Origin of the sequence: Faecalicatena orotica (assembly GCF_905197545.1) — a bacterium.
Lineage (GTDB): Bacteria > Bacillota > Clostridia > Lachnospirales > Lachnospiraceae > Faecalicatena_A > Faecalicatena_A orotica.
In genome coordinates this window covers 372,562-397,730 of sequence record NZ_CAJJZH010000002.1, presented here as the reverse complement: position 1 = coordinate 397,730, position 25,169 = coordinate 372,562, and the positions used below count along the sequence as shown (strand labels likewise).

The 25,169-nt window shown below is 44.5% G+C and carries 22 protein-coding genes; 4 read left to right on the top strand and 18 right to left on the bottom strand.

Annotated features, from left to right (window positions below):
• Nucleotides 1-24: 24 nt before the first annotated feature.
• Entirely contained in the window at nucleotides 25-1,332 is a 1,308-nt protein-coding gene (locus ABIN22_RS05395; protein ID WP_346907152.1) for a hypothetical protein, read from the bottom strand.
• A 425-nt stretch (nucleotides 1,333-1,757) separates the two neighbouring features.
• Here ABIN22_RS05395 and ABIN22_RS05390 point away from each other — a divergent pair, with 425 nt between their 5' ends.
• Both ABIN22_RS05390 and ABIN22_RS05385 read left to right on the top strand, forming a co-directional pair.
• Nucleotides 1,758-3,590 (top strand): NAD(P)-binding protein, encoded by a 1,833-nt coding sequence (locus ABIN22_RS05390; RefSeq protein WP_346907150.1) that lies wholly within the window; start codon nucleotides 1,758-1,760, stop codon nucleotides 3,588-3,590.
• Nucleotides 3,584-5,305 carry a [FeFe] hydrogenase, group A gene (locus ABIN22_RS05385; protein ID WP_346907149.1) on the top strand — a complete coding sequence of 574 codons (1,722 nt, stop codon included), beginning with the start codon at nucleotides 3,584-3,586 and terminating at the stop codon, nucleotides 5,303-5,305. The genes ABIN22_RS05390 and ABIN22_RS05385 overlap by 7 nt, the downstream gene beginning before the upstream one ends.
• Before the next feature lie 50 nt (nucleotides 5,306-5,355).
• On the opposite strand, the gene ABIN22_RS05380 is transcribed toward ABIN22_RS05385, so the two are convergent.
• The 7 genes from ABIN22_RS05380 to ABIN22_RS05350 all read right to left on the bottom strand — a co-directional run bounded on the left by ABIN22_RS05380 (nucleotide 5,356) and on the right by ABIN22_RS05350 (nucleotide 12,131).
• The gene (locus tag ABIN22_RS05380) at nucleotides 5,356-8,316 is read right to left on the bottom strand and encodes a TOTE conflict system archaeo-eukaryotic primase domain-containing protein (protein WP_346907147.1); all 2,961 of its coding nucleotides are present in this window, start codon (nucleotides 8,314-8,316) and stop codon (nucleotides 5,356-5,358) included.
• Between the two features lie 30 nt (nucleotides 8,317-8,346).
• Nucleotides 8,347-8,937 (bottom strand): class I SAM-dependent methyltransferase, encoded by a 591-nt coding sequence (locus tag ABIN22_RS05375; RefSeq protein WP_346907145.1) that lies wholly within the window; start codon nucleotides 8,935-8,937, stop codon nucleotides 8,347-8,349.
• Nucleotides 8,927-10,045: an HNH endonuclease domain-containing protein gene (locus tag ABIN22_RS05370; protein ID WP_346907143.1), complete on the bottom strand. Its 1,119-nt coding sequence runs from the start codon at nucleotides 10,043-10,045 to the stop codon at nucleotides 8,927-8,929. Before ABIN22_RS05370 ends, ABIN22_RS05375 begins: the two co-directional genes overlap by 11 nt.
• A gap of 60 nt (nucleotides 10,046-10,105) precedes the next feature.
• A complete protein-coding gene (locus ABIN22_RS05365) occupies nucleotides 10,106-10,492 on the bottom strand; it encodes a hypothetical protein (protein ID WP_346907141.1) in 387 nt (128 codons plus the stop codon).
• Nucleotides 10,493-10,751: 259 nt separating this feature from the next.
• The gene (locus tag ABIN22_RS05360; RefSeq protein WP_109730063.1) at nucleotides 10,752-11,183 is read right to left on the bottom strand and encodes an NUDIX hydrolase; all 432 of its coding nucleotides are present in this window, start codon (nucleotides 11,181-11,183) and stop codon (nucleotides 10,752-10,754) included.
• A gap of 24 nt (nucleotides 11,184-11,207) precedes the next feature.
• Nucleotides 11,208-11,582, bottom strand: a complete 375-nt coding sequence (locus ABIN22_RS05355; protein ID WP_109730062.1) for a hypothetical protein — start codon at nucleotides 11,580-11,582, stop codon at nucleotides 11,208-11,210.
• Between the two features lie 426 nt (nucleotides 11,583-12,008).
• Nucleotides 12,009-12,131, bottom strand: coding sequence for a hypothetical protein (locus ABIN22_RS05350; protein ID WP_346907138.1), 123 nt, complete (start codon nucleotides 12,129-12,131; stop codon nucleotides 12,009-12,011).
• A gap of 136 nt (nucleotides 12,132-12,267) precedes the next feature.
• Here ABIN22_RS05350 and ABIN22_RS05345 point away from each other — a divergent pair, with 136 nt between their 5' ends.
• A complete protein-coding gene (locus ABIN22_RS05345; protein WP_346907136.1) occupies nucleotides 12,268-12,429 on the top strand; it encodes a hypothetical protein in 162 nt (53 codons plus the stop codon).
• A gap of 135 nt (nucleotides 12,430-12,564) precedes the next feature.
• Nucleotides 12,565-12,798 carry a helix-turn-helix domain-containing protein gene (locus tag ABIN22_RS05340; protein ID WP_346907504.1) on the top strand — a complete coding sequence of 78 codons (234 nt, stop codon included), beginning with the start codon at nucleotides 12,565-12,567 and terminating at the stop codon, nucleotides 12,796-12,798.
• A 220-nt stretch (nucleotides 12,799-13,018) separates the two neighbouring features.
• Here the strand turns inward: ABIN22_RS05340 and guaA are convergent, their stop codons facing one another.
• From guaA to ABIN22_RS05290, 10 genes are all read right to left on the bottom strand, one after another.
• Nucleotides 13,019-14,566: a glutamine-hydrolyzing GMP synthase gene (guaA, locus tag ABIN22_RS05335; RefSeq protein ID WP_346907134.1), complete on the bottom strand. Its 1,548-nt coding sequence runs from the start codon at nucleotides 14,564-14,566 to the stop codon at nucleotides 13,019-13,021.
• A gap of 260 nt (nucleotides 14,567-14,826) precedes the next feature.
• The gene (locus ABIN22_RS05330; RefSeq protein ID WP_346907132.1) at nucleotides 14,827-16,182 is read right to left on the bottom strand and encodes an MATE family efflux transporter; all 1,356 of its coding nucleotides are present in this window, start codon (nucleotides 16,180-16,182) and stop codon (nucleotides 14,827-14,829) included.
• A gap of 331 nt (nucleotides 16,183-16,513) precedes the next feature.
• Nucleotides 16,514-16,744 (bottom strand): HPr family phosphocarrier protein, encoded by a 231-nt coding sequence (locus ABIN22_RS05325; protein ID WP_109730058.1) that lies wholly within the window; start codon nucleotides 16,742-16,744, stop codon nucleotides 16,514-16,516.
• 124 nt (nucleotides 16,745-16,868) lie between these two features.
• Nucleotides 16,869-18,398, bottom strand: coding sequence for a response regulator transcription factor (locus ABIN22_RS05320; protein ID WP_346907130.1), 1,530 nt, complete (start codon nucleotides 18,396-18,398; stop codon nucleotides 16,869-16,871).
• Nucleotides 18,373-20,130: a sensor histidine kinase gene (locus ABIN22_RS05315; RefSeq protein WP_346907128.1), complete on the bottom strand. Its 1,758-nt coding sequence runs from the start codon at nucleotides 20,128-20,130 to the stop codon at nucleotides 18,373-18,375. The genes ABIN22_RS05320 and ABIN22_RS05315 overlap by 26 nt, the downstream gene beginning before the upstream one ends.
• Complete coding sequence (locus tag ABIN22_RS05310; RefSeq protein WP_109730055.1) at nucleotides 20,127-21,362, bottom strand: ABC transporter substrate-binding protein; 1,236 nt, start codon at nucleotides 21,360-21,362, stop codon at nucleotides 20,127-20,129. Before ABIN22_RS05310 ends, ABIN22_RS05315 begins: the two co-directional genes overlap by 4 nt.
• A gap of 101 nt (nucleotides 21,363-21,463) precedes the next feature.
• The gene (gene spoIIID, locus ABIN22_RS05305; RefSeq protein WP_109730054.1) at nucleotides 21,464-21,715 is read right to left on the bottom strand and encodes a sporulation transcriptional regulator SpoIIID; all 252 of its coding nucleotides are present in this window, start codon (nucleotides 21,713-21,715) and stop codon (nucleotides 21,464-21,466) included.
• A gap of 196 nt (nucleotides 21,716-21,911) precedes the next feature.
• On the bottom strand, nucleotides 21,912-22,811 hold the full coding sequence (gene iolE, locus ABIN22_RS05300) for a myo-inosose-2 dehydratase (RefSeq protein WP_346907126.1): 900 nt from the start codon (nucleotides 22,809-22,811) through the stop codon (nucleotides 21,912-21,914).
• An 87-nt stretch (nucleotides 22,812-22,898) separates the two neighbouring features.
• Nucleotides 22,899-23,909, bottom strand: coding sequence for an inositol 2-dehydrogenase (iolG, locus tag ABIN22_RS05295; protein WP_118620922.1), 1,011 nt, complete (start codon nucleotides 23,907-23,909; stop codon nucleotides 22,899-22,901).
• Between the two features lie 194 nt (nucleotides 23,910-24,103).
• Entirely contained in the window at nucleotides 24,104-25,138 is a 1,035-nt protein-coding gene (locus ABIN22_RS05290; RefSeq protein ID WP_109730041.1) for a LacI family DNA-binding transcriptional regulator, read from the bottom strand.
• Nucleotides 25,139-25,169: the final 31 nt, after the last annotated feature.

Below are 25,169 nucleotides of genomic sequence, written 5' to 3'. Positions count from 1 at the left end.
TCAAATGTATGTTCATTTCAGACTTTACTGAAACGTAAATGTGCGCTCATATTCTTCCGTCCCAAACATACTGGTGACTGTTATCTTCACATCCGCTGTATAAGTGTCACCGTTTTTCGTCGTATTGTAAGTCTGTCCGCCGATTATAAGTGAGTATGTATCTGCCCCTTCATTATATGTATAGGTTGAAGTCTCATTAACAGTTCCCTCAGAGCACACTTTTAAAAACCCTTTTTCGGTAAGTTCAATGGTATAATCGGCTTCCGTACAGGTAAGGTTTTTAACAACAGTTCCCTCAAAGTCTTCGTCCGTATAATCATCTGAAGTTATTCCTTCAGCCAGAGGCAGATAGCATGTAAGCGTTGTGGAAGGTCCCATCCCCCCAGTAGAGGTGTAATTCAGACGGTATCCTTCTTTACCAGAGATATCACAGTAGTCTGCGGTTATTGGTCCCCCTGCATCAATTGTAAACTCATGTGTTGATGTATCTTCGGTCCATGTCCCCCCGCTATAGGTCATAGTGCTTCCGTTTTGACTTAATACGGCAACTGTGCCATCCTCTTCACAGTAAATCTTAATATTAATGGCATTACCTGTCTGGCTGTTTCCATTTCCTTCAAAAATGTAGGTCGCATTCCGCTCTTCCGCTATTACATAGTCATCTGCCATTTCGTTTCTGAATTCAACATCTTTTGCCTGAAACTGTACCTGAACCGCTTCCTGTGCCTCCCCGTCCACTGTCGGTGCCAAATCATAATAAAAATATTGCCTGCTGCTTGCTTTATCAAAGTTCGCAGTGACGGATGTATCCTGCCCGTCATCAAACGTCAACGTATATCCCCAGCCATCCTCATAAGACCAAGTTCCATTTATTGTAAAATCATAAGCAGTTAGGTCTTCCGTGCTTTTTGAACCTGCATCCTCTGTCTGGGCAGATTTGTCTCCTGAATTGTCAGTATCTGAATCTGCTGTTCTTGAATCCTCTGTGCCTGGATTGACTGGTTCCGTTTCCTGCATATCCGGCGCACCGGTTCCCGGAGCTGCCATTCCCTCCTGCTGACCCGTTTCCTCTGCAATTCCTACACATGTTCCCTTCAATTCAAATGAATTATCATCCGAAAGGTTCACTGCAATGGTATAGGTATGATTTCCTATTGTTACCTCCTGGTCCCAATTTGTTTTATCTGCCGCTACAAAAGACAGTACATAATTTGACTCTTTCTGTTCTGTTACTTTTGATGTACCATTACTTTGATTTGCACATCCAGTCATAAAAGCTGCGGAAGATATACCTGCCGCTAATAGCAATGCTATAACTCTTCCTCTTTTCATAAGTTCCTCCTTCTCAATACCTCTTTCATATGATGTTACTGCCCACTGGCCTGCAAACAGTAATTAATTGATATCCGAACGTTCTTCTACCTGCTTCCTATTGTAGAATCTGGGGGATATGTTTACAATAATTTGGGGTATAACGCTTTTTATATATGACAAACGGTATTAAGAAAAAAATGAACTGTAACTATAGTGTGACAAACAACACTTGACACCATAATTTTCGAGATTATACAAATAGATGCGAATTTCCCCTGAAATAACCGGGGCATTCCTGCCTGATTCCCCTGTCAATTTTCTGTCAACCATGTTAAATAAACTACTTATGTCCCAGGTAATTACAACCCGCCCTGTTCGATGATATAATATGAAACACTGCGGGGTAAAGCAGAATAGCATTATGTAAAAAGGGGATTAAATCAATGAGCAGATTAGAGATTGCTTCGCCAAACAGGGCCCGGATCGTCATGGAAGGACTCTATAAAGATCTGGAGCGGAGAATTGAGTCCAGCCCTCCGGGATTATGTCCTGTGGATATGTCACGCGCATTTTTGGAATTATGCCATGCGCAGACTTGCGGAAAATGTGTGCCATGCCGGATCGGGCTCGGACAGCTGAATCATTTTATCAAGGATGTCCTTGATGGAAATGCGACTATGGAAACTTTAGATATTATGGAGGAAACTGCTTTGTCCATCATGGACTCTGCGGACTGTGCGATTGGCTATGAAGCCGCAAGGATGGTTTATAAAGGGCTGATCGGATACCGGGATGATTATATAGAACACATCCAGAACGGGCGGTGCACCTGCACCTTCCATCAGGCTGTACCGTGTGTTTCACTATGCCCTGCCCGGGTAGATATCCCGGGATATGTGGCCCTCATTCTGGAGGGAAGATATGCCGATGCAATCCGCCTGATCCGGAAAGACAATCCTTTTCCGACCACATGCGGGTTTATCTGCGAGCATCCGTGTGAGGCGCGGTGCAGAAGGAACATGATGGATGATTCTATCAATATCCGGGGGCTGAAACGGGCTGCTGCTGATTTTGCCGGAGAGGTTGACCCGCCGGAGTGCGCGCCCAGCACTGGGAAACGTGTAGCAGTTCTCGGCGGAGGACCGGGCGGTTTAAGTGCGGCTTATTATTTACAGCTCATGGGGCACCAGACGACCGTGTATGAGATGCTTCCGAAACTCGGAGGAATGCTGCGCTACGGAATTCCGAACTACAGACTTCCAAAGGAACGTTTAGAGGAGGACATCAACAGCATTTTAAAGACAGGCGTAGAAGTAAAACACGGCCTGAAGATCGGTCAGGATATCACCATCCAGGAGCTAAGGAAACAGTACGACGCCGTGCTGATTACGATCGGGGCCAGCACGGACAAGAAACTGGGACTCCCCGGAGAAGATGCCGACGGCGTCCTGTCAGCTGTGCAGTTCCTGCGCAACGTAGGCAGGAATGAGATCATGGATTTGTCTGGCAAGCATGTTGCGGTTATCGGGGGCGGCAATGTATCTATGGATGCCGTGCGGACCGCCAAACGGCTTGGTGCCGAGAAGGTAAGCATTGTATACCGGCGCAGGGTGGCTGATATGACAGCCCTTCCGGGTGAGATCGACGGGGCCGTTGCCGAGGGAATCGAATTACAGACATTAAAGGCTCCGTCAGCCATTGATGTGGATGAAAACGGACATGTCAGGGGAATCTCTGTCACGCCCCAGATGATCAGCACCATCCGGGACGGGCGTGCCAGTATCAGACCTACCGGGGAAGAGGACATTTACATACCATGTGATGTATTGATTGTTGCAATCGGGCAGAACATTGAGACGGCACATTTTGAAGAGGCCGGCATACCGGTCGTAAGAGGTAAAATTGTAACCGAAAGTTCCGGTACTTTTGAAAATATCCCGGGAGTATTTGCAGGAGGCGACTGTGCAAGTGGTCCGGCCTCTGTCATAAAAGCGATAGCCGCGGCCAAGGTTGTAGCTGCCAACATAGACGAGTACCTCGGATACCGTCATGAAATATCCTGTGACGTGGAAATACCGGAGGCCAATCTGTTTGAACGCACTCCGTGCGGAAGAATCAACTTAACCGAGCGTGAGGCATGCGAGAGGGTCCTCGATTTTGACGGTGTGGAAAACTGCATGACGGAAAATGAGGCAAGACAGGAGGCATCCAGATGTCTGCGGTGCGATCATTTTGGTTACGGAATATTTAAAGGAGGTCGGGAACGATTATGGTAACGTTTATGATAGACAATCAAAAAATACAGGCAGAAGAAAATACTACTATCATGGAGGCTGCCCGCCAGAATGGTATACCGATCCCCAAACTCTGCTACCTGAAAGGGATCAATGAGATCGCGGCATGCCGTGTCTGTGTGGTTGAGTTAGAAGGCTCTGACCGGCTGATTACTTCCTGCAATAATGTGGCAGAAGAAGGGATGGTCATCTATACAAACAGCCCGAAGGTACGAATGGACCGCAGAAGAAATGTACAGCTTATCCTGTCCCAGCACGACTGCCAGTGCGTGACATGTGCACGCAGCGGAAACTGCAGCCTTCAGAAAATCGCCAATGATTTAAACATCATTGACATTCCCTTCAAAATAGAAATCGATAAAAGACCGTGGAACCAGAAGTTTCCTCTGATCCGGAATTCTGCCAAGTGCATCAAATGTATGCGGTGCGTGCAGATATGTGAAAAAGTACAGGGGCTGGGAATCTGGCATGTGGAAGGCACGGGTTCCAGGACAACCATCGGTGTAACCGGACACAGACGTATTGAAGATGCAGACTGTTCCCTGTGCGGCCAGTGTATTACCCATTGTCCGGTAGGGGCCTTAAGAGAACGTGATGACACAGAAAAAGTGTGGGAAGCCATCGCGGATCAGAAAAAGATCGTAGTCGCGCAGGTAGCTCCGGCCGTGCGTGCGGCATGGGGTGAAGAACTGGAAATGGAGCCTGAGGATGCAACCGTTGGCAAAATCATGGATTCCCTGAAGCGGATGGGCGTGGACTATGTTTTTGATACCGCATTTTCGGCCGATTTGACCATCATGGAGGAGGCGGGGGAATTCATCAGCAGGTTTACGAACGGGGAGCTGAAAAGCAGGCCTATGTTTACGTCCTGCTGCCCGGGATGGGTACGGTTTGTAAAGTCCCAGTATCCGCATCTGGTAAGACAGCTGTCTACGGCAAAATCCCCGCAGCAAATGTTCGGCGCCGTCATGAAAACGTATTTTGCGGAGAAAATAGGCGTTTCTCCCGATGACATTTATACCGTATCCGTCATGCCGTGTGTTGCCAAAAAAGGGGAACGCGAGAAAGAACTTTTTTACGGGGAATACGCGGGACATGATATTGATGCGGTAATTACCACAAGAGAGCTTGTTAAGATGATCCGTTCTGCACATATCTGCCCCGACACCTTACAGGACATTGAAAGCGACCGGCCTATGCAAAGCGGCTCCGGCGCGGGACTAATTTTCGGGGTAACCGGCGGCGTCATGGAGGCAGCACTTCGTACCGCTTACCATACCCTGACAGGAGAGAATCCACAGGCTGATATCTTCAAACCGGTAAGAAGCAAAGGATTTGATGCAAATTCCGGCGTACAGGAGGCCGATTTCACAATAAACGGAACAACACTCCGAATCGCTGCAGTCAGCGGACTTGGAAATACAAGGAACCTGTTAGAACGAATGCAGAGAGGCGAGGTCCAGTACGATTTCGTAGAAGTCATGGCCTGCCCCGGCGGCTGCGTGGGCGGCGGCGGACAGCCAATCCACGATGGCGAAGAACTGGCTCACGAAAGAGGAAAGAAACTCTATGGGCTGGACAGCGATGCAGAGGTGAGATTTTCTCATGAAAATGAAGATATCGCGGTGATATATGAGGAATTCTTCGATAAACCACTGTCACACAGGGCACATATGCTGCTGCATACGGAGCACTAAAAGCTGGAGGAAGCTGCTTGGACATTGCCAAAGCAGCTTCCTCACCTTCCCTATCCAAATGTCAATTCCATCAATTCGGCAGCAATACTTTTTCCTTTTACACGCATCATACTGTCTTCTATCTTCTCTTTAGCCAGCAAATTCATATTTCCATACCAAACGAGTTCCTGATCTATAATCGAAAAATGCTCGCAGGAGTCTTCCACTGTTTTGATGTAAAATCCTGCTTGTCTCATATCCTCATGAAGTCTCATCCAAAAAGCCGTGTCCCCATAACCATAGGAATCTGGTGCCCATGTAACAATCGTCACTTCTACTCCCGAAGCTTGTTTTTCTTTCAGCAGGTCTATAAGTTCATATACTTTGGGACCACTGATTGCCGGGCTTGAAATAACAATCCCTTTATCCGCTTCCAACAAATCTTTTTTGTAAACTTCCTGATAGTTCTCACTATCAAAAATAGCATTAGCTGTTTGTTTATCATGCTGTAAACCACTGCATATTTCATATCCGATCTGCTTATATGCTTTCATGCGTTTTGCATACATTTTATCAAACATTGAAATATGGCTGTCAACATAATCATAAACAATTACATTTCTTTTTCCTTTATAATCCCTGTTTAGTCTTCCAGCATATTGTTCTACCACGCTTCGGAAGGAAACAGGGGTTGCCATAATCAGTGTATCTAATCTGGGAAAATCGAACCCTTCACCTATCAGACTCCCGGTTGCCACCAAAATCAATGTTTCTTGCGGTGCTACATTCTTCAGTTTCCCACAAATTTCCTTATGTTCTTTTTTCGAGTTATTGCCGGTCATGAGAAACACTTTGTCTGCATAATCTTTCACTCGTTCATATAATTTTATCGAATGGTCTTTATATTTTGACAGTACAACCGGTGTCCTTCCCGCATCTATGCATTCTTTTACATCTGAAAGAATCAACTCATCCCTCACTTCATTGTACCTTAGAATTTCATACGCTTCATTTGGATTCATCTTATCTGTCACACCCCGCGGCGGTACTGTTCTTGTAAATCTTGGATACACCAGATGTGCGATCCCCTGTGCCTTTGCTTTTTCCTTTGCCGTATAACTATAACGGATGGGGCCAAGCAACATATCATTTATCTTTTCCAATCCGTCTGACCGTTTCGGGGTAGCAGTAACTCCATAAACATACCTTGCTTTTACTTCCTTCAGGACATTTGCAATTGTATCTGATGCGGCATGATGACACTCGTCCACAATCACCATTCCATACTGTTCAAGCAAAGGATGCCATTCTCCTTTTTTACATAAAGAGCCCGCCATAGCAATATCTATAATACCCGTCATAGAATCATGTGCTCCCTGTAATTTTCCAATCAAACTTTTCCTCAGCTTAACTCTTCCGGTTTTTGTTTTGTATTCCGGAAGTTCTTCCTGTATGACAAGGAACCGTTCCAATGCATCCCTCCATTGATCCAGTAATGCTGATGATTCGAGAAGGATTAAAGTATTTATCTTCTTCTCAGCAATAATCGCACTACATACAACCGTCTTTCCGAAAGCTGTTGCTGCATGTAAAATGCCATTGTCATACTTCACCATTTCTGCCAAGGCCGGTTTTTGTTCTTCCCTCAGTTCTCCTCTAAAAGAAATGTCAATCTCTCTCCCCTTTTGTCTTTCATCACTTACTTCATAATCAATCCCGGCACCTTCTGCATTTTTAATCAGTTCACTATACAATCCTCTCGGTATCTCAATATAACCACTCAAATGATCTTTTCCAAGATATATCCATTGTGAGGTGTTAAAATTAGTTGTCCCTATTGCCTGATTTTTATAATAAATTGGATTTCTGACCGCAGCCATTCTTCTGATTTTATTCTGAATAGCCGGTTTTAGATTCAGACTGTCCACATAAATCCCATTGGATAAGGTAATATTTAATTTTCCATCCACATCTGCACGGCTAAATGCTTTCTTTATCTCCCACGGTTTACTGCGATTTTCTGTGATTATATCATGGGTATCGTTTATATCCGATACAGCCCACTCATTCATCCTAGCCTCTATAAAATCAACAGACAGCTTCGGCTTACTCCATAAGACTTTCCACTGATCCGGATAGGCATTCCAGCTACTGTCTATAAATGCACTATTTCCATTTTCCAGCGCCTTTCCCTGCAGTGGCAGTGCAATTAAACTTCCGATCCCTCCCTCGGTCAGCATATCCTGAGCCGGCAGCATACGATCATAATATTTGAAGGATTTTAGGTTGACCTGTTCCGCTCCTTTCTCTAATAATGCAACTCCAAACTTCCTGACAAGTGCCGCTGAAATAGCCTTATCAAAGAAAATCCATACATGTGCGCCCCTGCCCGATCTGGATCTTTCTACCAATGGGTCAATTCCATTTAAAGTACAGATTGTGCGCATAGCCTCCACTTCTTCTATCCATGTATCATCCTCATTTGCAAAATCGTACTTTTCTGCACCTTTTTCATGGTTATCAAAATCATATACAAGAAACCGGCATGTTCCGTTGGGCAGTAACGGATACACCCCGATAACATCCGATGAATTATAGGACCTTCCGTGCAAATGATTCAGAATATCTGCTTTTGTTAATGGCTTGTAAGCCTGATGCGGACAATCTTTGCAGTTCATTCTCTGTTTGTGCTTTTTCGGACAATTCTCCTGCCAGAAGTTAAGACACTGGGTAAAATAACTGGCTTCCCCTGTCTCTTTCTTTTCAGACCTCTTCGCATATACATCCTGTCTCCCCCAAAATCTTGCATAGAAGAAATTTGCCATATCGTCAGTAATCTGCTTCGGATGAATAATCCTTTCGCCTTGTTTCGGATCAAAGGCTTCTGTTTTTTCAGGTTCTTTTAATTTATTTATTTCCTGTACATAAGAAATACCTGAACGATCCAGAATATTCTTTAATATTTGGTTTTCCAACTGCAGGTCATTCATCTGCTTTTGCAGTAAACTGATATTTTCGATAGGATTTCTCATAACATAACCTCGATTTCATCTTCTTCCGGCTTATTCTTTTACGGCTATAATATTCAGCCATGCCTCTTCCCCGCGTCCGGCACGTACATCTTTCGTAATATAACAACTCCAGCTGCTCCAGCCTCCTGAGTCAGCCAATAATGCCGATGCTTTTTCCTCCGTGCAGTCATTAAAATAGCGCCCGTCTTTAGTTCGTTCACCGTTTCCATACTTGAAAGAAGCATATAAGATTCCCTTCGGTACCAATGCTTTATTGATTTTTTCCAAAACAGCATTTATTTCCCCCGCCGGAACGTGCAAAAGTGAGGCACACGCCCATATGCCGTCAAAAGCATTTTGATAGTTAATTTCTGTAAAACGAGTACAAATCACCTGCTGCCCTATATTTAATGATGCCAGTCTGCAAAGTTCCGGCGACCCGTCAATTGCCGTTACTTCATAACCCAGCTTTTTAAAATACTTACTGTCTCTCCCACTTCCGCAGCCGAGATCCAGTATCCTTGCCTTTAAAGGGAGCCTGTCCAGAAACATTTGATACAGTTGCGTAACATCTGCATATACTGTGCCGCGATAAAAATCTTCCGCATATTTCTCATAATACTCTAATGTCTTATCTTCCATATTCCCATTCCTTAAAGCCCATGTTGTGTGCAGACTGGTAAACCGGTAGAAGTATCCCCTCCAGATTGCGGTAGTACTCTTCTTTTGTCAGACCTTCCCGGTATAACTGCATCCATGCCTCATCGCTGTTAACGTGTTCTTTGCGGCAGTGTTCAAATTCATCAAGGATTCTCCCATGTGCCCACGTCGTCTGGTATGCCCGGTATTCGATTTCACATAGTTTTGGGAAATAAATATCCCATACCGGTAAATGGTTGCTCTTGCTGCTGTTTGCACTTTTTGTAGTTGGATTCAAATTCCACAATTCATCATGGGTCACATAAGACCAAGGTACAAAATGGTCGATAGAAATGTCTTTCGGTTCCAGTTCCCTACCCGTATAAATATCCCTGATCGGAGCTGTTTCGCATATCAGTCTCCAGTACTTCTTTACCCGCGCAAGCTTCCGCTCCTGCGGTGGATTGAGCTTGTTTACAATTCCGGGGATATTGGGATTTCTCCTCTGGAGGTATGTAATCATGTTATACTGAAGCCATCCCCGCAGGATCTCCTGATTTTTTATAATATAGTGCTTCCACTGCGGAGTAATTTCTATCTGTGAATCCAGACCCGATAATCTTACAAAATAATAGATCAGACGACTTTCCTTATTAATCTTCTCCGCAACCTTTTTCTCAGAAACTTTCCACCCGTTCCCTTTCAGATACTTCATGAACGGAGCCTGAAGACGGTACGGGACATTGTAAGTCAAAGTACGCTTTCTCTTTTTTAATTCCGAATCATTACTATTTTTCAGATAAGCAAGAATATTTTCCTTCTTCTCATTCGTTTTCATCCCACTGCTTTCATATATATAATGTACAAGGGATTCCAACGTATCGACCGGACCAAGATTCAGACGATATTCTGAAACCATGTACCATGCGTCTGCAATCATTTCATTGACTAACTCATCATAACTAATGACTGTTTTATCCTGACTAACAAGACGCACTATGGCCTGAAACCAGAAAAGTTTATAACATTCACTCATGTTGTCGAATAAATGCGGCAAATATGAGATTTCAAGATTGTCATCCTGTGGGAGGGAGTATTGTATATCAGTCATGCATTGCCTCTTTCTAAAATTCTTATATATAAAGAACTCTGGTTTATAGATAGGGTTTGTTTAACAAATATCCGCCGTACCGGTCTCTTTATTTCTGATGTAATGGGTTGCGTAATTGCGTTCTATCGTCTCCTTACCACTTTTACTGAAACGAAGCTTTCTATTCTTGTCTTTCGATCCCCACTGCTTATAAACTGTGTAAGATTCCTTTAGCTCTTGGTCTTTGGCATATTCTCGTATTGCCTTCGAAATGGTAGTCAATTTCCCGAGATTAATATGACATACACGCTCCAGATAATCAACCTTACCTGTACGCCATCTTTCATAGTCTTCTTTTGACAGGATATTTAAATCAAGAAGAGTCTGGATGGGCGTTGCGCAGCCACTGGTCTGCAACTGGTGGTTTAGGGAGGACTGGACTTTTATTTTGAGATCTTGGTCATTCATGGGAATGTCTCCTAGTACTTACTCGCAGCATAAATTGTTTGGTATTAATGTTTATTATACTTAATATGGGGGTATAAGGAAATCCCTGAATTGGGAAATGTATGAATACAACCGCTGTTCCTAAAAAAAGAACAGCTCAGCAATTATATTCTGAACTGTCCTTATCTTTTCAGGCTTCTGACAAATGAAAGCAGAATCGGAAATTTATTAACAATAAGATTTCAAGGTATCTAAAACATAACATCTTGATAAACTCAAGTTATATAAATTTGCGTCTTTCTGCCTCCTGTAGCAATTTTGGCTGAATCTGTGGGTATGTCCAGTTGTCAATCAGGTTATCGCAAATTATAATGTTTTCAATTTCACTGTGTATATCCCCGAAAGAATAAACTTCCGCAAAAAACAACATACCAAACGATTCTTCATTGACAGTTTCGTTAATTCCCGTTTTTTTAACGGAATATATGCATACCTGTTTGATTACATAATCAATGGCACCGGTCTCCTCCTTCAACTCTCGCTCCGCGGCTTCCAGAATTGTTTCACCATCTTCTCTGTGTCCGCCGGGTACTTCATATGTTTCTCGTTCTTTGTGCTTACAAAAAACCCATTTCCCATTATGTTTAGTAATGATAACTGCAAATTTTAGCAGTTCGTCTGCAATGTTATCATAAAACTTTACTTCAACCATTTGCTAACTCCTCTGATATGCAAATTAACACTTTCCCTCTTTAATAAACGCAATTAATTTTTCAACATCGTCAAATTCATCATAATCCCCAACAATACCATCACGATGATATACAACGCCATTTTTCTCGTTATGTTCCAAACAATCTAACAGCATTTCTTCTCCATATCTTTTAACAAATAGAGTAAAACCATACGGCTTTATTTTTGACAGCAGACCTTTCCTACAATCTTCTCTACAACTATAACAGTGGGAGTTATGTTTTTCTATTGAGCATTTCCTATTTTCGCACCATTCTTTACCCGGACATTTTCCTGAATTACACCCCTGACAGCTTGTGTTTTCAGAACACAAACAGCACGCAAGCCCACATCTTGCAATTCCTAATTCACGTTTCATAAAAGACCTCCTAGTTTCAAATATGATAGATACACCAAAAAACCATCCAGTTATACTGGAATTCTGCCGGGGAGGGAAAAGATTTGAATTTTAATGGAACACTACTCCCCTGTATGCTAGAACATCCAGATGGAAAGTACCTATGACAGAGAAGAATACTCCTGAATCCCTTTATCCGTATTGATGGAATAGATAGGAAGGGGAAGCATTTGGAAGATTAAGAGAAAAAAATAATACCCCGTCTATCAATGGTATGGGCGAATTGCCTTGAGAAGTAGATAATACTACTTCTGGAGCATTTACTTTGGAATGGATGTTTTCTTAATTTATGTTTATAATACTACTGGATAATTCATCTGTAAAGTTCATGTTTCCTAAGCATCAATGAGTCTTATGAAATAAATCCAAACAAAGTGTCATACAACTCTAATCCCTTGTCGGAAGGTAAAACGCATTAACGCCAGCCTTTTCTCCTTCAATGTCCATTTCAACCCAATAATCTCTTGTAGAACATGCCAGATACCAGTCCTGTAATGAGTAAATCTCCAATGTCTGAAAGTCCACTAAACATAGCGGAATAGCTTTTTTATCTTCGTACTTCCATACATTACTTTGCCCCGTGTACTTAAAATGTACTTACTAACTGTACTTGTTTTGTACTTAACTTAGGCAGAAAGGAAATATTATGGAAAAAGTTAAACATCTGGGATTACGCATTGATTCCGAAACTCATAAGAAATTAAAAAGTCTTGCTGAATTTGACGGGCGTTCCATAAAAGGAGAAGTGTTATATCTAATTCGGCAGGCAATCGCACAGCATGAGCATAAACATGGGTCTTTAAAATAGGATTCCATCCATATTTTTTCTGCTGTTATCATTTCGCCCTTCAAGTGGACTCATTCTAGTCCCATTCTATCATTTTTTCTTTATAAGATAAAGAGAAAACGGACTAATTTTAGTCCACTCGTAAAGGAATAAATGATGGAACAAAAAATAAAGCAAGACGGAATTGATATTGGGGGAAATATTCGTAGAATACGATTAGAAAAAGAAATCGGGCAGACTGAATTGATTGGTATGCTGGATTTAAAAGAAACCGGAATGCCCCGAGAAGCCTTAGTTAAGATTGAGCGTGGTATTCAGCATATTACTGGCACACAGCTTCGTGGTATCCGTGATTGTCTGGAAACCACCTATGATGAACTCTTAAAGTAAATCAAAATATAATAAAATCCCTCTTGTGGTATGTGCGTGGCTGTAAAGCGGCAAGAGTGGACAGATGGCGTAACCTATAACCATGCGTGGGCGATTGTAAAGAGGGGCCCATTCCCCTCCGCCATACTCATATAAGAAAGTCAATTTTTCTAAATAGAGCCAAACGACATAAAACACCCCGGAAATGCCCATTTTATCAACATTTCCGGGGTTCTGCCCGTTATTCGAACTCTATCGTCCCCGGCGGCTTCCCCGTCAGATCATAGAATACTCGATTTACATGATTTACTTCATTTACAATCCTGCTGGTAACCCGGTGCAGCACTTCCCAAGGCACTTCTGCGGATTCTGCTGTCATAAAGTCTATCGTATTCACCGCCCTCAATGCCACTGCATAATCATAGGTACGTTCATCCCCCATGACTCCTACAGACCGCATATTCGTAAGCGCTGCAAAATACTGGCCGACAATCTTGTTCATTCCTGCCGCATCCATTTCTTCGCGGTAAATAGCGTCGGCATCCTGAACAATCTTTACTTTCTCTTCGGTTATTTCCCCGATGATCCTGATTCCAAGTCCCGGCCCCGGGAATGGCTGTCTGAACACCAGTCTTTCTGGTATACCAAGTTCCAATCCAGCTTTGCGCACTTCATCCTTAAACAGATCCCTCAGCGGCTCAATAATTTCTTTAAAGTCAACATAATCCGGCAGCCCGCCTACATTATGATGTGACTTAATGACTGCTGATTCTCCTCCCAGACCACTCTCTACGACGTCTGGATAAATAGTCCCCTGTACAAGGAAATCTACTGTTCCGATCTTCTTCGCTTCTTCCTCGAAAACACGGATAAACTCTTCACCAATGATCTTTCTCTTCTCTTCCGGCTCCGTCACACCGGCAAGTTTTTCATAGAACCGCTCCTGGGCATTGACCCTGATAAAGTTCAGATCATAATGACCTTCCGGTCCGAAAACCGCCTCCACTTCATCGCCTTCATTTTTTCTAAGCAGGCCATGATCCACAAATACACAAGTCAGCTGTGATCCAATCGCCTTAGAAAGCATAACAGCTGCCACAGATGAATCTACACCACCGGACAAAGCACATAGTACTTTTCCGTTACCAACCTTCTCCCTGATAGCCGCAATCGTTTCCTCAACAAAAGCGTCCATCTTCCAGTCTCCGGCACAGCCACAAACATTTTTCACAAAATTATTGATCATCTTTGTGCCTTCCACTGTATGAAGCACCTCCGGATGGAACTGAATCGCATACAGTCCTTCTGCCGCATTCTCAGCTGCCGCTACAGGACAATCAGCCGTATGGGCTGTAATCTCAAATCCCGGAGCCTCCTGTGAAATAGCGTCAAAATGGCTCATCCAGCATATCGTAGGTGTAGATACATTTTCAAATACCTTCGAATCCTGCTTGTCGATCAGCACTTCCGTCTTACCATATTCCCGCACTTCGGCACGTCCCACATTACCACCTAAGACATGCATCATCAACTGGGCGCCATAACACAGTCCCAGCACAGGAATTCCCAGTTCAAAAAGTTCTCTAGAATAAGTCGGGGAATCCTCCTCATAACAACTGTTCGGCCCCCCCGTCAGGATAATCCCTTTCGGTTTCATTTCTTTGATTTTTTCTATATCGGTCTTATAAGAATAGATTTCGCAATACACGTTACATTCTCTGACACGCCTTGCGACTAACTGGTTATACTGTCCGCCAAAATCGAGGACAATCACTAATTCGTTCTTCAAAGTCTTCCTCCTGCTCAAAATAAAAAAGCTGTGAAACAGCTATTTTTGATTTACTTACCTATTATAAAGTAGCACTTCCCGTTTTACAAGACTCTCTTTGTGAAAAATTCACCTTATACCTCAATTTTCCCGTAGTTTTCCACAATAATACAAGAATAGTTGTGAATAACTTCACTTTGGTACAGGGCAAACTTCAAAAAGTGACACCACAAAACTCAATTGGGGACGTAGCCTTCCTAAGAAAGATTACGTCCCCAACACTATATGGTTCTCTTCAACTTCCACTTTCCTCTAACATACCTAACGCACATACATACTGCCCTGAAGCACCAGTCAATGACCATTGCCACCCATATCCCGAATACGCCCATGCCCATATACCGTCCAAGTATATAGCTGAACACGATTCTGAATACCCACATGGAGAATATTGATATGATCATTGTGACTTGTGCATCTCCTGCCGCGCGGAGTGTCGAAGGCACGGAGAAGGACAGCGGCCAGATGATCATGCAGCTGATGCTGTGGAAGTATAAGATTTGTTTTGTTGTCTCGGCTGTCAGGTCTGACAGGTTATATGCTCTTAATATCAAAGGAAGCAGCATGAAGATTGCTGCGTTCATGATCCAGATGAGTACATACACGATCCCGACCAGTTTTTTTGTATAGTAGTGTACCTGTTCATAGTCTCCCGCACCGACGCACTGTGCGATGACGGATGTGATTGCCAGATTGAGGGCCATTCCGGGGAGGATCTGGAAGAGTGCCACGGCGTTGCTGACTGCATTTGCCGCGATTGCGTATGTACCGAATGTAGATACAAGGCTTAGTACCAGTATCTTGCCGAGCTGGAACATGCTGTTTTCAAGGCCGTTCGGGACACCGATCGTCAGGATTCTCTTGATCATCCGCCAGTCAGGATGGTATTTTAGTGTCCGCTTCACGTGCAGCTGGCGCTTCTGGTCGCACAGCAGTGCCATGATCATGATTGCAGCCGCCATTCTGGATACGAGTGTGGGGATCGCCACGCCTTCTGTTCCGCGGTGGAAACCGTATATCAGGATTGCGTTTCCTCCGATGTTGATAATGTTCATAATGATGGAAACCTGCATGGAAACCTTGGAGTTCCCCATTGCGCGGAATGTCGCCGCTCCTGCGTTATACAGTGCCATAAACGGGATGGATGCGGTTACGATCATCAGATAAGTGTTTGCGTGTCCCATGACATCTGCATCGATTGCACCGAATACTACATGCAGGATAAACCATTTGCCGCAATAGATGACTGCCATGATTCCGATTGCAATAATCGTGATAAACCAGACAATCTGTGTGGATGCCTCGCAGGCGGACTTTTCGTTCCTCTGTCCGAGGTACTGCCCGGACACAACTGCGCCCCCTGTGGCGAGAGCCGCAAATGCATTAATAAACAGTACCATGATGTTATCTACAAGTGAAACACCAGATACTGCCGCCTCTCCTACGCTCGCTATCATAATAGAATCTGCCATGCCGACCAGGACAGCCAGAAGCTGCTCGATGATCAGCGGGATAATCAATGCCCTCAGTGCCTTATTATCGAATAAATAGGCACTCCTGTCTACTTTTGCTTTCATACGTTTTCTTATTTCCTCTTTCAGTAACTTTCTTCCTTCATTCCTTTAAATAAAATAGAGTTTCGCTTGCGAAACTCGCGCCTGCGGCGGTCGCATTGCGGCATCTACCACTTACGCCGCAGTGCGCATCCCGCCGGGAGGGCTTTTTGTTTCATAGGACGTACTTCCTATGAAACAAGATAAAAACTCCTCAACGCATTTTATTATACGCCGAGAAGTTTTCACAGACAAGCAATAACAATTTTTTCAGTAATAAATGTAAATATTAGGTTAAATTCCATATCTGCTTTAGTACTAATGTTAAAAAGCATTTACGTGGAACACCCCGTTTTTAAGCAGCTTTATATTTAGAGAGTTCTTCTTCAAGCTCTGAGCAGTTCTCGTCATAAATTTTCAGCTCGATCGGATTGTTGAATCCAAGGTTCATAATTCCGAGGATTGACTTCGCGTCAACCACGAATCTGCCTCTCTTCATGTCCATATCATACGGATATTTTGCCACTTTGTTTACAAATTCTAATACTTCTTCGGGGTTGCTGAATTTAATCATCATTTCACTCATTGTTTTCTCTCCTTTTTCAGAATATCTATTTTACCTTCGATTAGCCTCTGCTTTTTTGTTATCGACATCATATCACAATTTTTTCCAATCACAAGGTAAAAATATTTGAAAAAGGTAGAAATATTTAATGGACTGACTTGCGAAATTCGTTTGGAAGCATTCCCATTTCTTCTTTGAAGACTTTGCTCATGTATTTCGGATCTGAATAACCGGCAAGTTCGGCAATCTGGTTCAGCTTCAGGTGTGTATCAAGCAGAAGCTCTTTTACCTTCTCTATCCGGTACTTCCTGATTGTCTCCGAGAAGGTTGTCCCGGTCTCCTTTTTGAACAGGGCACTGAGGTATTCCTCTGACACGAACAGCTTGTTCGCGACTTCTTCAAGCGTGATTCCCTGATCGTAATATTTGCGGATCTGCTGCTGCGCTTTCTGTACGAGTACGCTGACCGGCATCGCTTCCTCTTCCGGGATTTCCAGGTCAATGATCTCAAACAGTTCTTTCAGGCTGCTGCCTATCTGGTCCCAGCTGACTGCTTCAGAAATGGCCTGCAGGATATTCTGGATCTTCAGATCGGCTTCTATCCCCTGCGTTTCTTTGTATGCATTGAATACCGACCAGCTGAAACGTATAACAGACTTCTTTATTTCATCCGGCGTATGCAGTGCCTTTTTGTAATACTCAAATAATAATTTAAAATATTCGATTACCTTCTCTTTATCTCCGCGTTTTGCCGCCTGACAGGCCTTGTCCTCCAGTTCTGTCGGGTGTTTTAACGGAACCGTTTTTATGGCTTCGATATCCTCCTGCCGAATCAGGCTGCCTTTTTCCAGAAGAAGGTTCCATTCCCGTTCCCTAAGCATTTCCTCCATTACTTTTGGAAGCTCCAGCAGGCTGTCCACACTTCTCCAGAGGCAGACAGCAGGACTTTTCAGATTACTGCACAGCATGGGTACGACCGATGTCCGGAAATACTGGTATTGTGTGGCCTCCCGGGGCAGGCGGTAAAGGATCATGATCAGCATCTGCCATGCGTCTGACTCTATCACACAGGAGGCAAACTTTACGGTATGGTCACCAACATCCTCCAACAGTTCTCTTGCCGTCTTTTTCTGCTCCTCGTACCCGCTCCCAAGCCAGAGCACAAACACCTCCGCCGGTTCTTCTACCGTAAACCCGTACCGTTCTTTTGTCAGGCTGTGAAACTGGGCATCCGGCTTGATCTGTCCGTTTAAACATGCGAGAAATATCCCTTCCACAGAAAATGCCATATCACGGCTTTGTTCCTTTTCAAGTGCATTTTCGATCTGCTGGAGCGCCCTTTTCAGTTCTGGTATCTTTATTGGTTTCAGCAGATAATTCTCGATGTTCAGCTCAATGGCCTGTTTCGCATAATTAAAATCAGAATATGCGGATAAAATCAGTACCTTACACTGGTTCCCCTCGCCCCGCAGTTTCCCAAGCATCTTAAGCCCGTCCATTTTGGGCATCTCAATATCCATAATTACCAGATCCGGCTCTGTACTGTTGATTAGCTCATACCCCTCCTTTCCGTCCGCCGCTGTCCCCGCCAGCTCATAATCGGGATTTATCTTATGAAGTATTTTCGCAATCCCTTCCCGGATTGGCGCTTCATCTTCTACTATCACGATCCGCATTTATAGAACCTCCTTCTCTGACATCATTCACGCACAGCGTTCCCCGTGCTGTTTGGTGGGGTATGAATAGGTGTGCCTTCGTATAGCTGCCCTGAAGGCTCTCGAAGTAAATGTCCGCTTCCTCTCCATAGTATAGTTTCAGCCGTTTCCGGACATTCGTGATTCCCACATGCCCGTCCATTTCTTCCGAATCATCATTCAGCTTTTTCAGTAACCCAGGTGCAATTCCCCGTCCATTATCTTCTATAATAATGTGGAGCTGTTCCCCAGCAGCCCTGATTATAATTCGAAGACAGCATTCCCCTTCTTTTTCCGGAAAACCATGCTTGATTGCATTTTCCACGAATGGTTGGAGTATAAGCTTGTGTATCTGGTAGCCCATGATTTCTTCCGGTACCTGCTCATCAATATGCAGCTTCTTCCCCAGTTTCGCTGCCTGCAGCATTGTATACTCTCTCAGCCACCCCATTTCCTGACGGATCGTCGTCGTCCCCCCGGCGTTTTTTACGGTGTAGCGCAGGATATCTGCCAGCGACCCGACCATTTCACTGATATCATACTGTTCATTTTCAATCGCCTTCCAGTTGATCGTATCCAGTGTATTATACAGGAAATGTGGGTCGATCTGCGCCTCCAGTGCTGACAGCTCGGCATTCTTCTGCTCTACAACAGCTTCCTTCACCTGCCCGATCAGACTGTCTATATGTACCACCATCTCATTAAATCCGCCGCTGATCCGCCTGATCTCTACAGGCATGTTGTCAGGAACCTCCACGCTTACAGCAAAGTTCCCTTCTTCCGCCTCGTTCATCGCCTCTACCAGAGAATCCACTGCAAAGAGATACGGCTTAGTAAACCGGTAAATCAGAAACAGCATCGTGACCGCTGAAACCACGGCAATCACGCATAGAAAAAGGACCTGCTCCCATATCGCCATATGATAGTCTTCTAACGGCTGCTCATTGCACAGGGTAAAGCCGCTCTTTGTATTTGACGCTTCTGTGTATTTATTTGACGCCGTGTCCTGTATGGCGGAAAATTTTCTGCCGATATCAGATGAATTGGGAGAACTGATGACTGTATCGCCGTCCAGAAGATACGTTGCATTATCCATTCCCGTCACAAGTGCCTCCCTGATCTGCTCCTCGTTAATACTTATGACTACAGTACCCAGCTGCTCATGGATATTTTTATAATCAACCAGTTTTCTTCCAATCTGAAACAGATAGTTCTTCTTTTCATTTGCCGTAACAGGCGTCGTTACGCCCTGATAGACTTCCCCTTTTTCGATTTCCGGAAATACAATCTCATCCGCCCAGATACTGTTCGTCGACGAAGAATTCAGACGGTCATAGAAGATCACATTCCCATTCTGCAGAAAAATGGTAATCCCTTCTATTCCGTCATTACGGTTGCAGATATGGCTGAGTTCATGTCTGAGAGTACTCGTATTGACATCCAGATCATCCTGGTCCTGTATGATCTCTTCCACCGTATCAATAATCGTGTCATCTGTACACATATCATACAGGATGGTGGCATACTTGTCCAATACCATATCCAGACACTGTCCGGCATTATTAATATTGCTGCTAATACGCCCGTTCATATTGTCTTCCAGACTGCTCCTCAAACGGACCTGTGATATGACTGCAAAGATGCTCACCGGTATCAGCGCCGCCATCAGGAACCCGAATGCCAGTCTTTTCCTGAGTGTTCTTTCTCGCTTCATCGTTCTCCCTCCCTGATGTCCTTCATCCGTTCTGCTGCATCAAGGAAGATTTCATCTTCGTCCTTTTCACCGATAATCTCTGCCTCCATTGTATCTGTAATGACAATAGAAATGTAAGGCCATTCCACCGAAAATTCTCTCGTTCTGGCAGATTTGGTAAGTTCTATCATACTTCGCTTCAGGGAGTCCTCCTTATACTGGTTTTCCAGTACATCGGCGCGAGGGGCCATATAGGAAGACCGTTCCATGTATTCCTCCATTCTGTCCTTATCACTGATATATTTTAAAAATTCAATTGCTTCCTCCTGATGTCCGCCTTTTGTAACTCCAAACACTTCTCCTCCCAGCACCGAGATTCTTGTGCCGTCTCCTGCTGCCGGCAGAGCCGTCACGCCATACTCCAGAGCCGGGTTAATCGCCCTTACAGAATCAATCATCGTCGTGGAGTTGACCATCATTGCAATATTGCCCTCCACAAACTGACGGATCAGGTCCCCCGACGTCAGGTTGATCGTCTGTCTGCTCATCGCATCCGCCTGCGTCAGTTTTCTGAGAAAATGAAACGCTTCCCTGCTTTGCGGCGAATCCAGCTGATCCACCGATCCCCCCATAGACCACAGCAGGGGCAGGAAACTGTATACACTCTCCTCACTCTGCAAAGCCGGCATGGCGAATCCACAATGGGTATCCGTCGAAAGCCTGACGGCAGTCTCATAAAGTTCATCCCACGTCTCTGGCACCTCTTCCCCGCTGTTCTTAAGAATCTCCTTGTTATAAAACAGGGCGGTACAGTTCATTCCATAAGGCAGCCCCATCATCCGGCCGTCTATCGTGCATGCCTCCTTCACTGCGGGCAGGTATTCCTCAATCCCGTCTATTTCATCCGTCAGGTCCACAAACGGCTCCATTGCGTGAAAATATTTGAAATCGGACGAATCTACAAGCGCAAGGTCCGGCATATTCCCGTCCGCCATACTGAGTGCAAGCCGTTTCTTAAAATCCTCATCCGGCACATACTGGGTGGTCACTTCAATCCGGTCCTGAGACCGGTTAAAGCTGTCCACCAGATATGCCAGCTCCTTTTTACTATAGCTCTGGCTCCAGTAATACCAGAGCGTCACCTTTTCCCTCTTTACTTCTACAGGCCTTTCTTCCTTCGTGCACCCCGCGGCAAGTCCTGCCGTCAGTAAAATTGCCATCAGGACGGCGCAGATTCTTCTGTATTTTTTCACAAGTCTCTCTCCTGTCATAAAAACTGTTCTTTGCAGAAAGTTGATTTTAATGCATATAATCATTATAGCATAAACATCAACCTCACAAAACCGGCAGTTCCCTAATGCTGATGGAGATACTTTTCTCTGGTGGCAAGTCCGCCGCGTATATGCCGTTCGGACTTATTCATGTCCAATATCTTGCGCGCCTCTCCCGCTAATGCAGGATTAATCTGAAGAAGCCGCTCTGTTACATCTTTATGTACGGTACTCTTGCTGATCCCGAAACTTTTTGCCGTCTGCCGTACCGTAGCACTGTTTTCTATGATATAATTGGCGATTTCCACGGCTCTCTCCTCAATATAATCTTTCAAAAAAATCCCCCTGCAATCATTGTTTTTACAATGTATGCCGGGGGAAGAAAGAGTATGACTTACTAATACGCTTTACCTTTCATATTTTCATGCTATAAGTAACCCATCTCCATATCCAATTGAACATAAAAAGCAGCCGCTAAATCAGATTCCTCCGATTTCACGGCTGCCAGTTTCATTTCAATATCCTCATTTATTATAAACCTGTCTTCTCCGCAATAAACTTTCTTGCTTTTATAGCATATTCAAGCGGATTTGCCTTAGCCGGGTCCTGCTCTGCCTCTACCAGCATATATCCTTCATATCCTGCATCCTCCAGCACCTTGAAGATAGGGTCGAAATCGATGCATCCGTCGCCAGGAACGGTAAAAGCGCCGAGGCGTACGCCTTCCAGGAAGCTTAAGTTCTCGTTCTTTACCTTTTCTACAATTTCCGGACGGATATCCTTCAGATGTACATGTTTGATGCGGTCTACATATTTCGTTACCATCTCCAGAGGATCAGCCCCGCAGTATGTGAAATGTCCTGTATCAAACAGCAGGCTTACATATTCGGGATCTGTATTAGCCATCATGCGTTCTACCTCATCCGGGTTCTGTACAACGGTTCCCATATGGTGATGGAACGTAAGGGCAATGCCGTATTCCTCTTTTGCGATCTTTCCAAGTTTGTTCATACCTGTACAGAATGTCTCCCACTCTTCGTCATTCATTACATATTTGTGTCCAAATATCGGAGTATCCTGCATTCCCTGTACACTGTGGCTCTGCTCGGAAGCGCCGATTACCTTTGCTCCCATAGCTTTAAGGAAGGTAAGCTGTGCACGGAAGTCTTTTTCTACCTCTTCGAATGGCTTTGTAATCAGGAATGAAGAAAACCACTGGTTGCAGATTTCGATTCCACGGAGTTCCAGAGCTTTTCTGAGCACCTCTGGGTCTTTTGGATATTTATTTCCTACTTCTGAACCTGTAAAGCCAGCCAGTGCCATCTCGCTGACACACTGCTCGAATGTATTCTCTTTTCCCAGATCCGGAAGATCATCATTTGTCCATGCGATTGGTGCGATTCCTAATTTTACTTTATTCTTATCAAACATTTTATATTCTCCTTTATTCCATCATATATTTATTAAATTTTAGTAACTGTTCAGGACCATGAACAGTTACAATTTTATTACTTTGGATTACATAATTTCTGAAATCTTAACTGGTCTGTGCTCTTCCAGTGACTTCTGAGCTGCGAGTCCCATTAATACCGGCTTCAGGCCATCTATTACATTCAGCGGAGTCTCTTTGTCGTTTACAATTGCATCGATGAAATCTGAGATTTCTTTTCCGTATGCTTCCATGTATCTCTCGAGGAAGAAGAACATCGGCTTCTCGCCTGTTACGCCTTCTGCATTGCTGATCACTGCGCTGGACTGGCTGTCATTGCTTACTGCAACCATTCCTTCTGAACCGAATACTTCCGCTCTCTGATCGTATCCGTAAACTGCTTTTCTGCAGTTATCGATAACTGCAATCGCACCGTTTTCCATCTGCAGTGTGATGACTGCCGTGTCGACATCTCCTGCTTCTCCGATTGCCGGATCAACCAGGTTCGCACCCTGTACGTATACTTCTGTTGCATCGCATCCTGCAAGGAAACGTACCATGTCAAAATCATGGATTGTCATATCAAGGAACATTCCACCAGATACTTTTACATAGTCGATGCTCGGCGGCTCAGGATCGCGGGATGTGATCTTGATGATCTCTGGTTTTCCAACCTTTCCTGCTGCAACTGCCCTCTGGACTGCCTCGAAGTTGTGGTCGAATCTGCGGTTGAATCCTACCTGGTATTTCAGGTTGGTTCCTTCCAGTGCTTCGATGACTTCTTTGATCTTATCGACATCATGATCAATTGGTTTCTCACAGAAAACATGCTTTCCTGCTTTGATAGCTTCCAGTGAAATCGGTGAATGTGTATCTGTAGATGAGCAGATCAGAACTGCATCAATCTCAGGATCGTTGATAATCTCCATGTAATCTTTTGTTGTGTGCTCAACACCCATGCTCTTTGCCCACTCTGCTGTCTCATCGTTCAGAAACGGGTCTGCAACCGTCTTGATCTGTGCATCCTTTACTCTTGTGCTGATGCTTGTAATATGTACTCTTCCAATTCTTCCTGCTCCAATAATACCGACCTTTAACATAATCTTTTCTCCTTTTTCTTTTCTGATTATTCGATTTATGTGCCTTGGCGTGTCCGGACACGCCTCCTTCATGTGTTTATAATACCATTGCGTGCCCGGAAACGCAAGACGGAATAATACACAATAATAGGGAGTAAATTTTATTGATTTTTACCAAAAAAAGATGTGAACTGCCAGAGTGCAGTTCACATCTTTTATTGGGGTATCGTATATGCGTTACGAATCATAATTTCTGTATACTTAAATTCTCCCTGAGGCTCCTCCCCATGAAACAACAGGCGGAAAAGTATCATAACAGGCTCGTAGCCCTGTACATAGGCGTCCTGCCCGATCAGCAGGCTGATGGCACCGTCCCTCAGGAATTCATAGTTCCTGCCCATGAAATCATTGGCTACAACCTTGATTTCTCCGGCTTTTCCGAGATCCTCCAGTACCTTGCACATGCCTTCTTCACCGTGGGAGTTCATAAAGATTCCTTTTAAATCTGGATTCTCCGTCAGGACTTTTTCTGTAAGCTGGCCTGCAATCGTATTATCTTCAAAGCAGTATTCCGGCCCCAGGAGCTCTACTTTTGGATACTTCTTTTCCATTTCCGACTGAAATCCCCGGACTCTGTCGCTCAGTGACGGGTTCGAACTGTATCCTGAAATCATGGCAACCTTTCCTTCCCCCGACACCAGCTCTCCCATCAGCCCGGCCGCGGCACGTCCACACTGGAACGCATTCTGTCCCACGAAACAGAGCCGCTTCGTATCCTTTACATCGGAATTGAATGTCACAATGGGGATCTGGTATTCCTCCACATATTCATCGATCTTCGACTTTACGTCTGCATCTTCCACAGGTGCAAGAGCGATGGCGCTCACCCCTTCTTCACGCATCTGCTCCATCGCCTCAAGAACACCTCTTGCGCTGATGTGCGGGATCTTCGTCAGCAGCACGGTCCCTCCCAGATTATCGACCTCTGCCTTTGCCTGTTCAATTCCCTGTAGAACGGTCTGCATAAATGGTGTCTCCGCCCCCTGAAGGATCACACCAATCTTGAGATTCTGTTTACTCATAGAAAGAGCCCGGCCAAACTGATTCGGCCGATAGCCCATTTCCTTCGCGATTCTCTTTATCTCTTCCGCCACTTCCGGTTTAATACGCCCCCGGTTGTTAAGCGCACGGTCCACAGTTCCCCTCGATACGCCTGCGGCCTCCGCAATCTGCCGGATTGTAACTCCCATACTCTCACCTTTTTTCTATGTGCCCGGTACT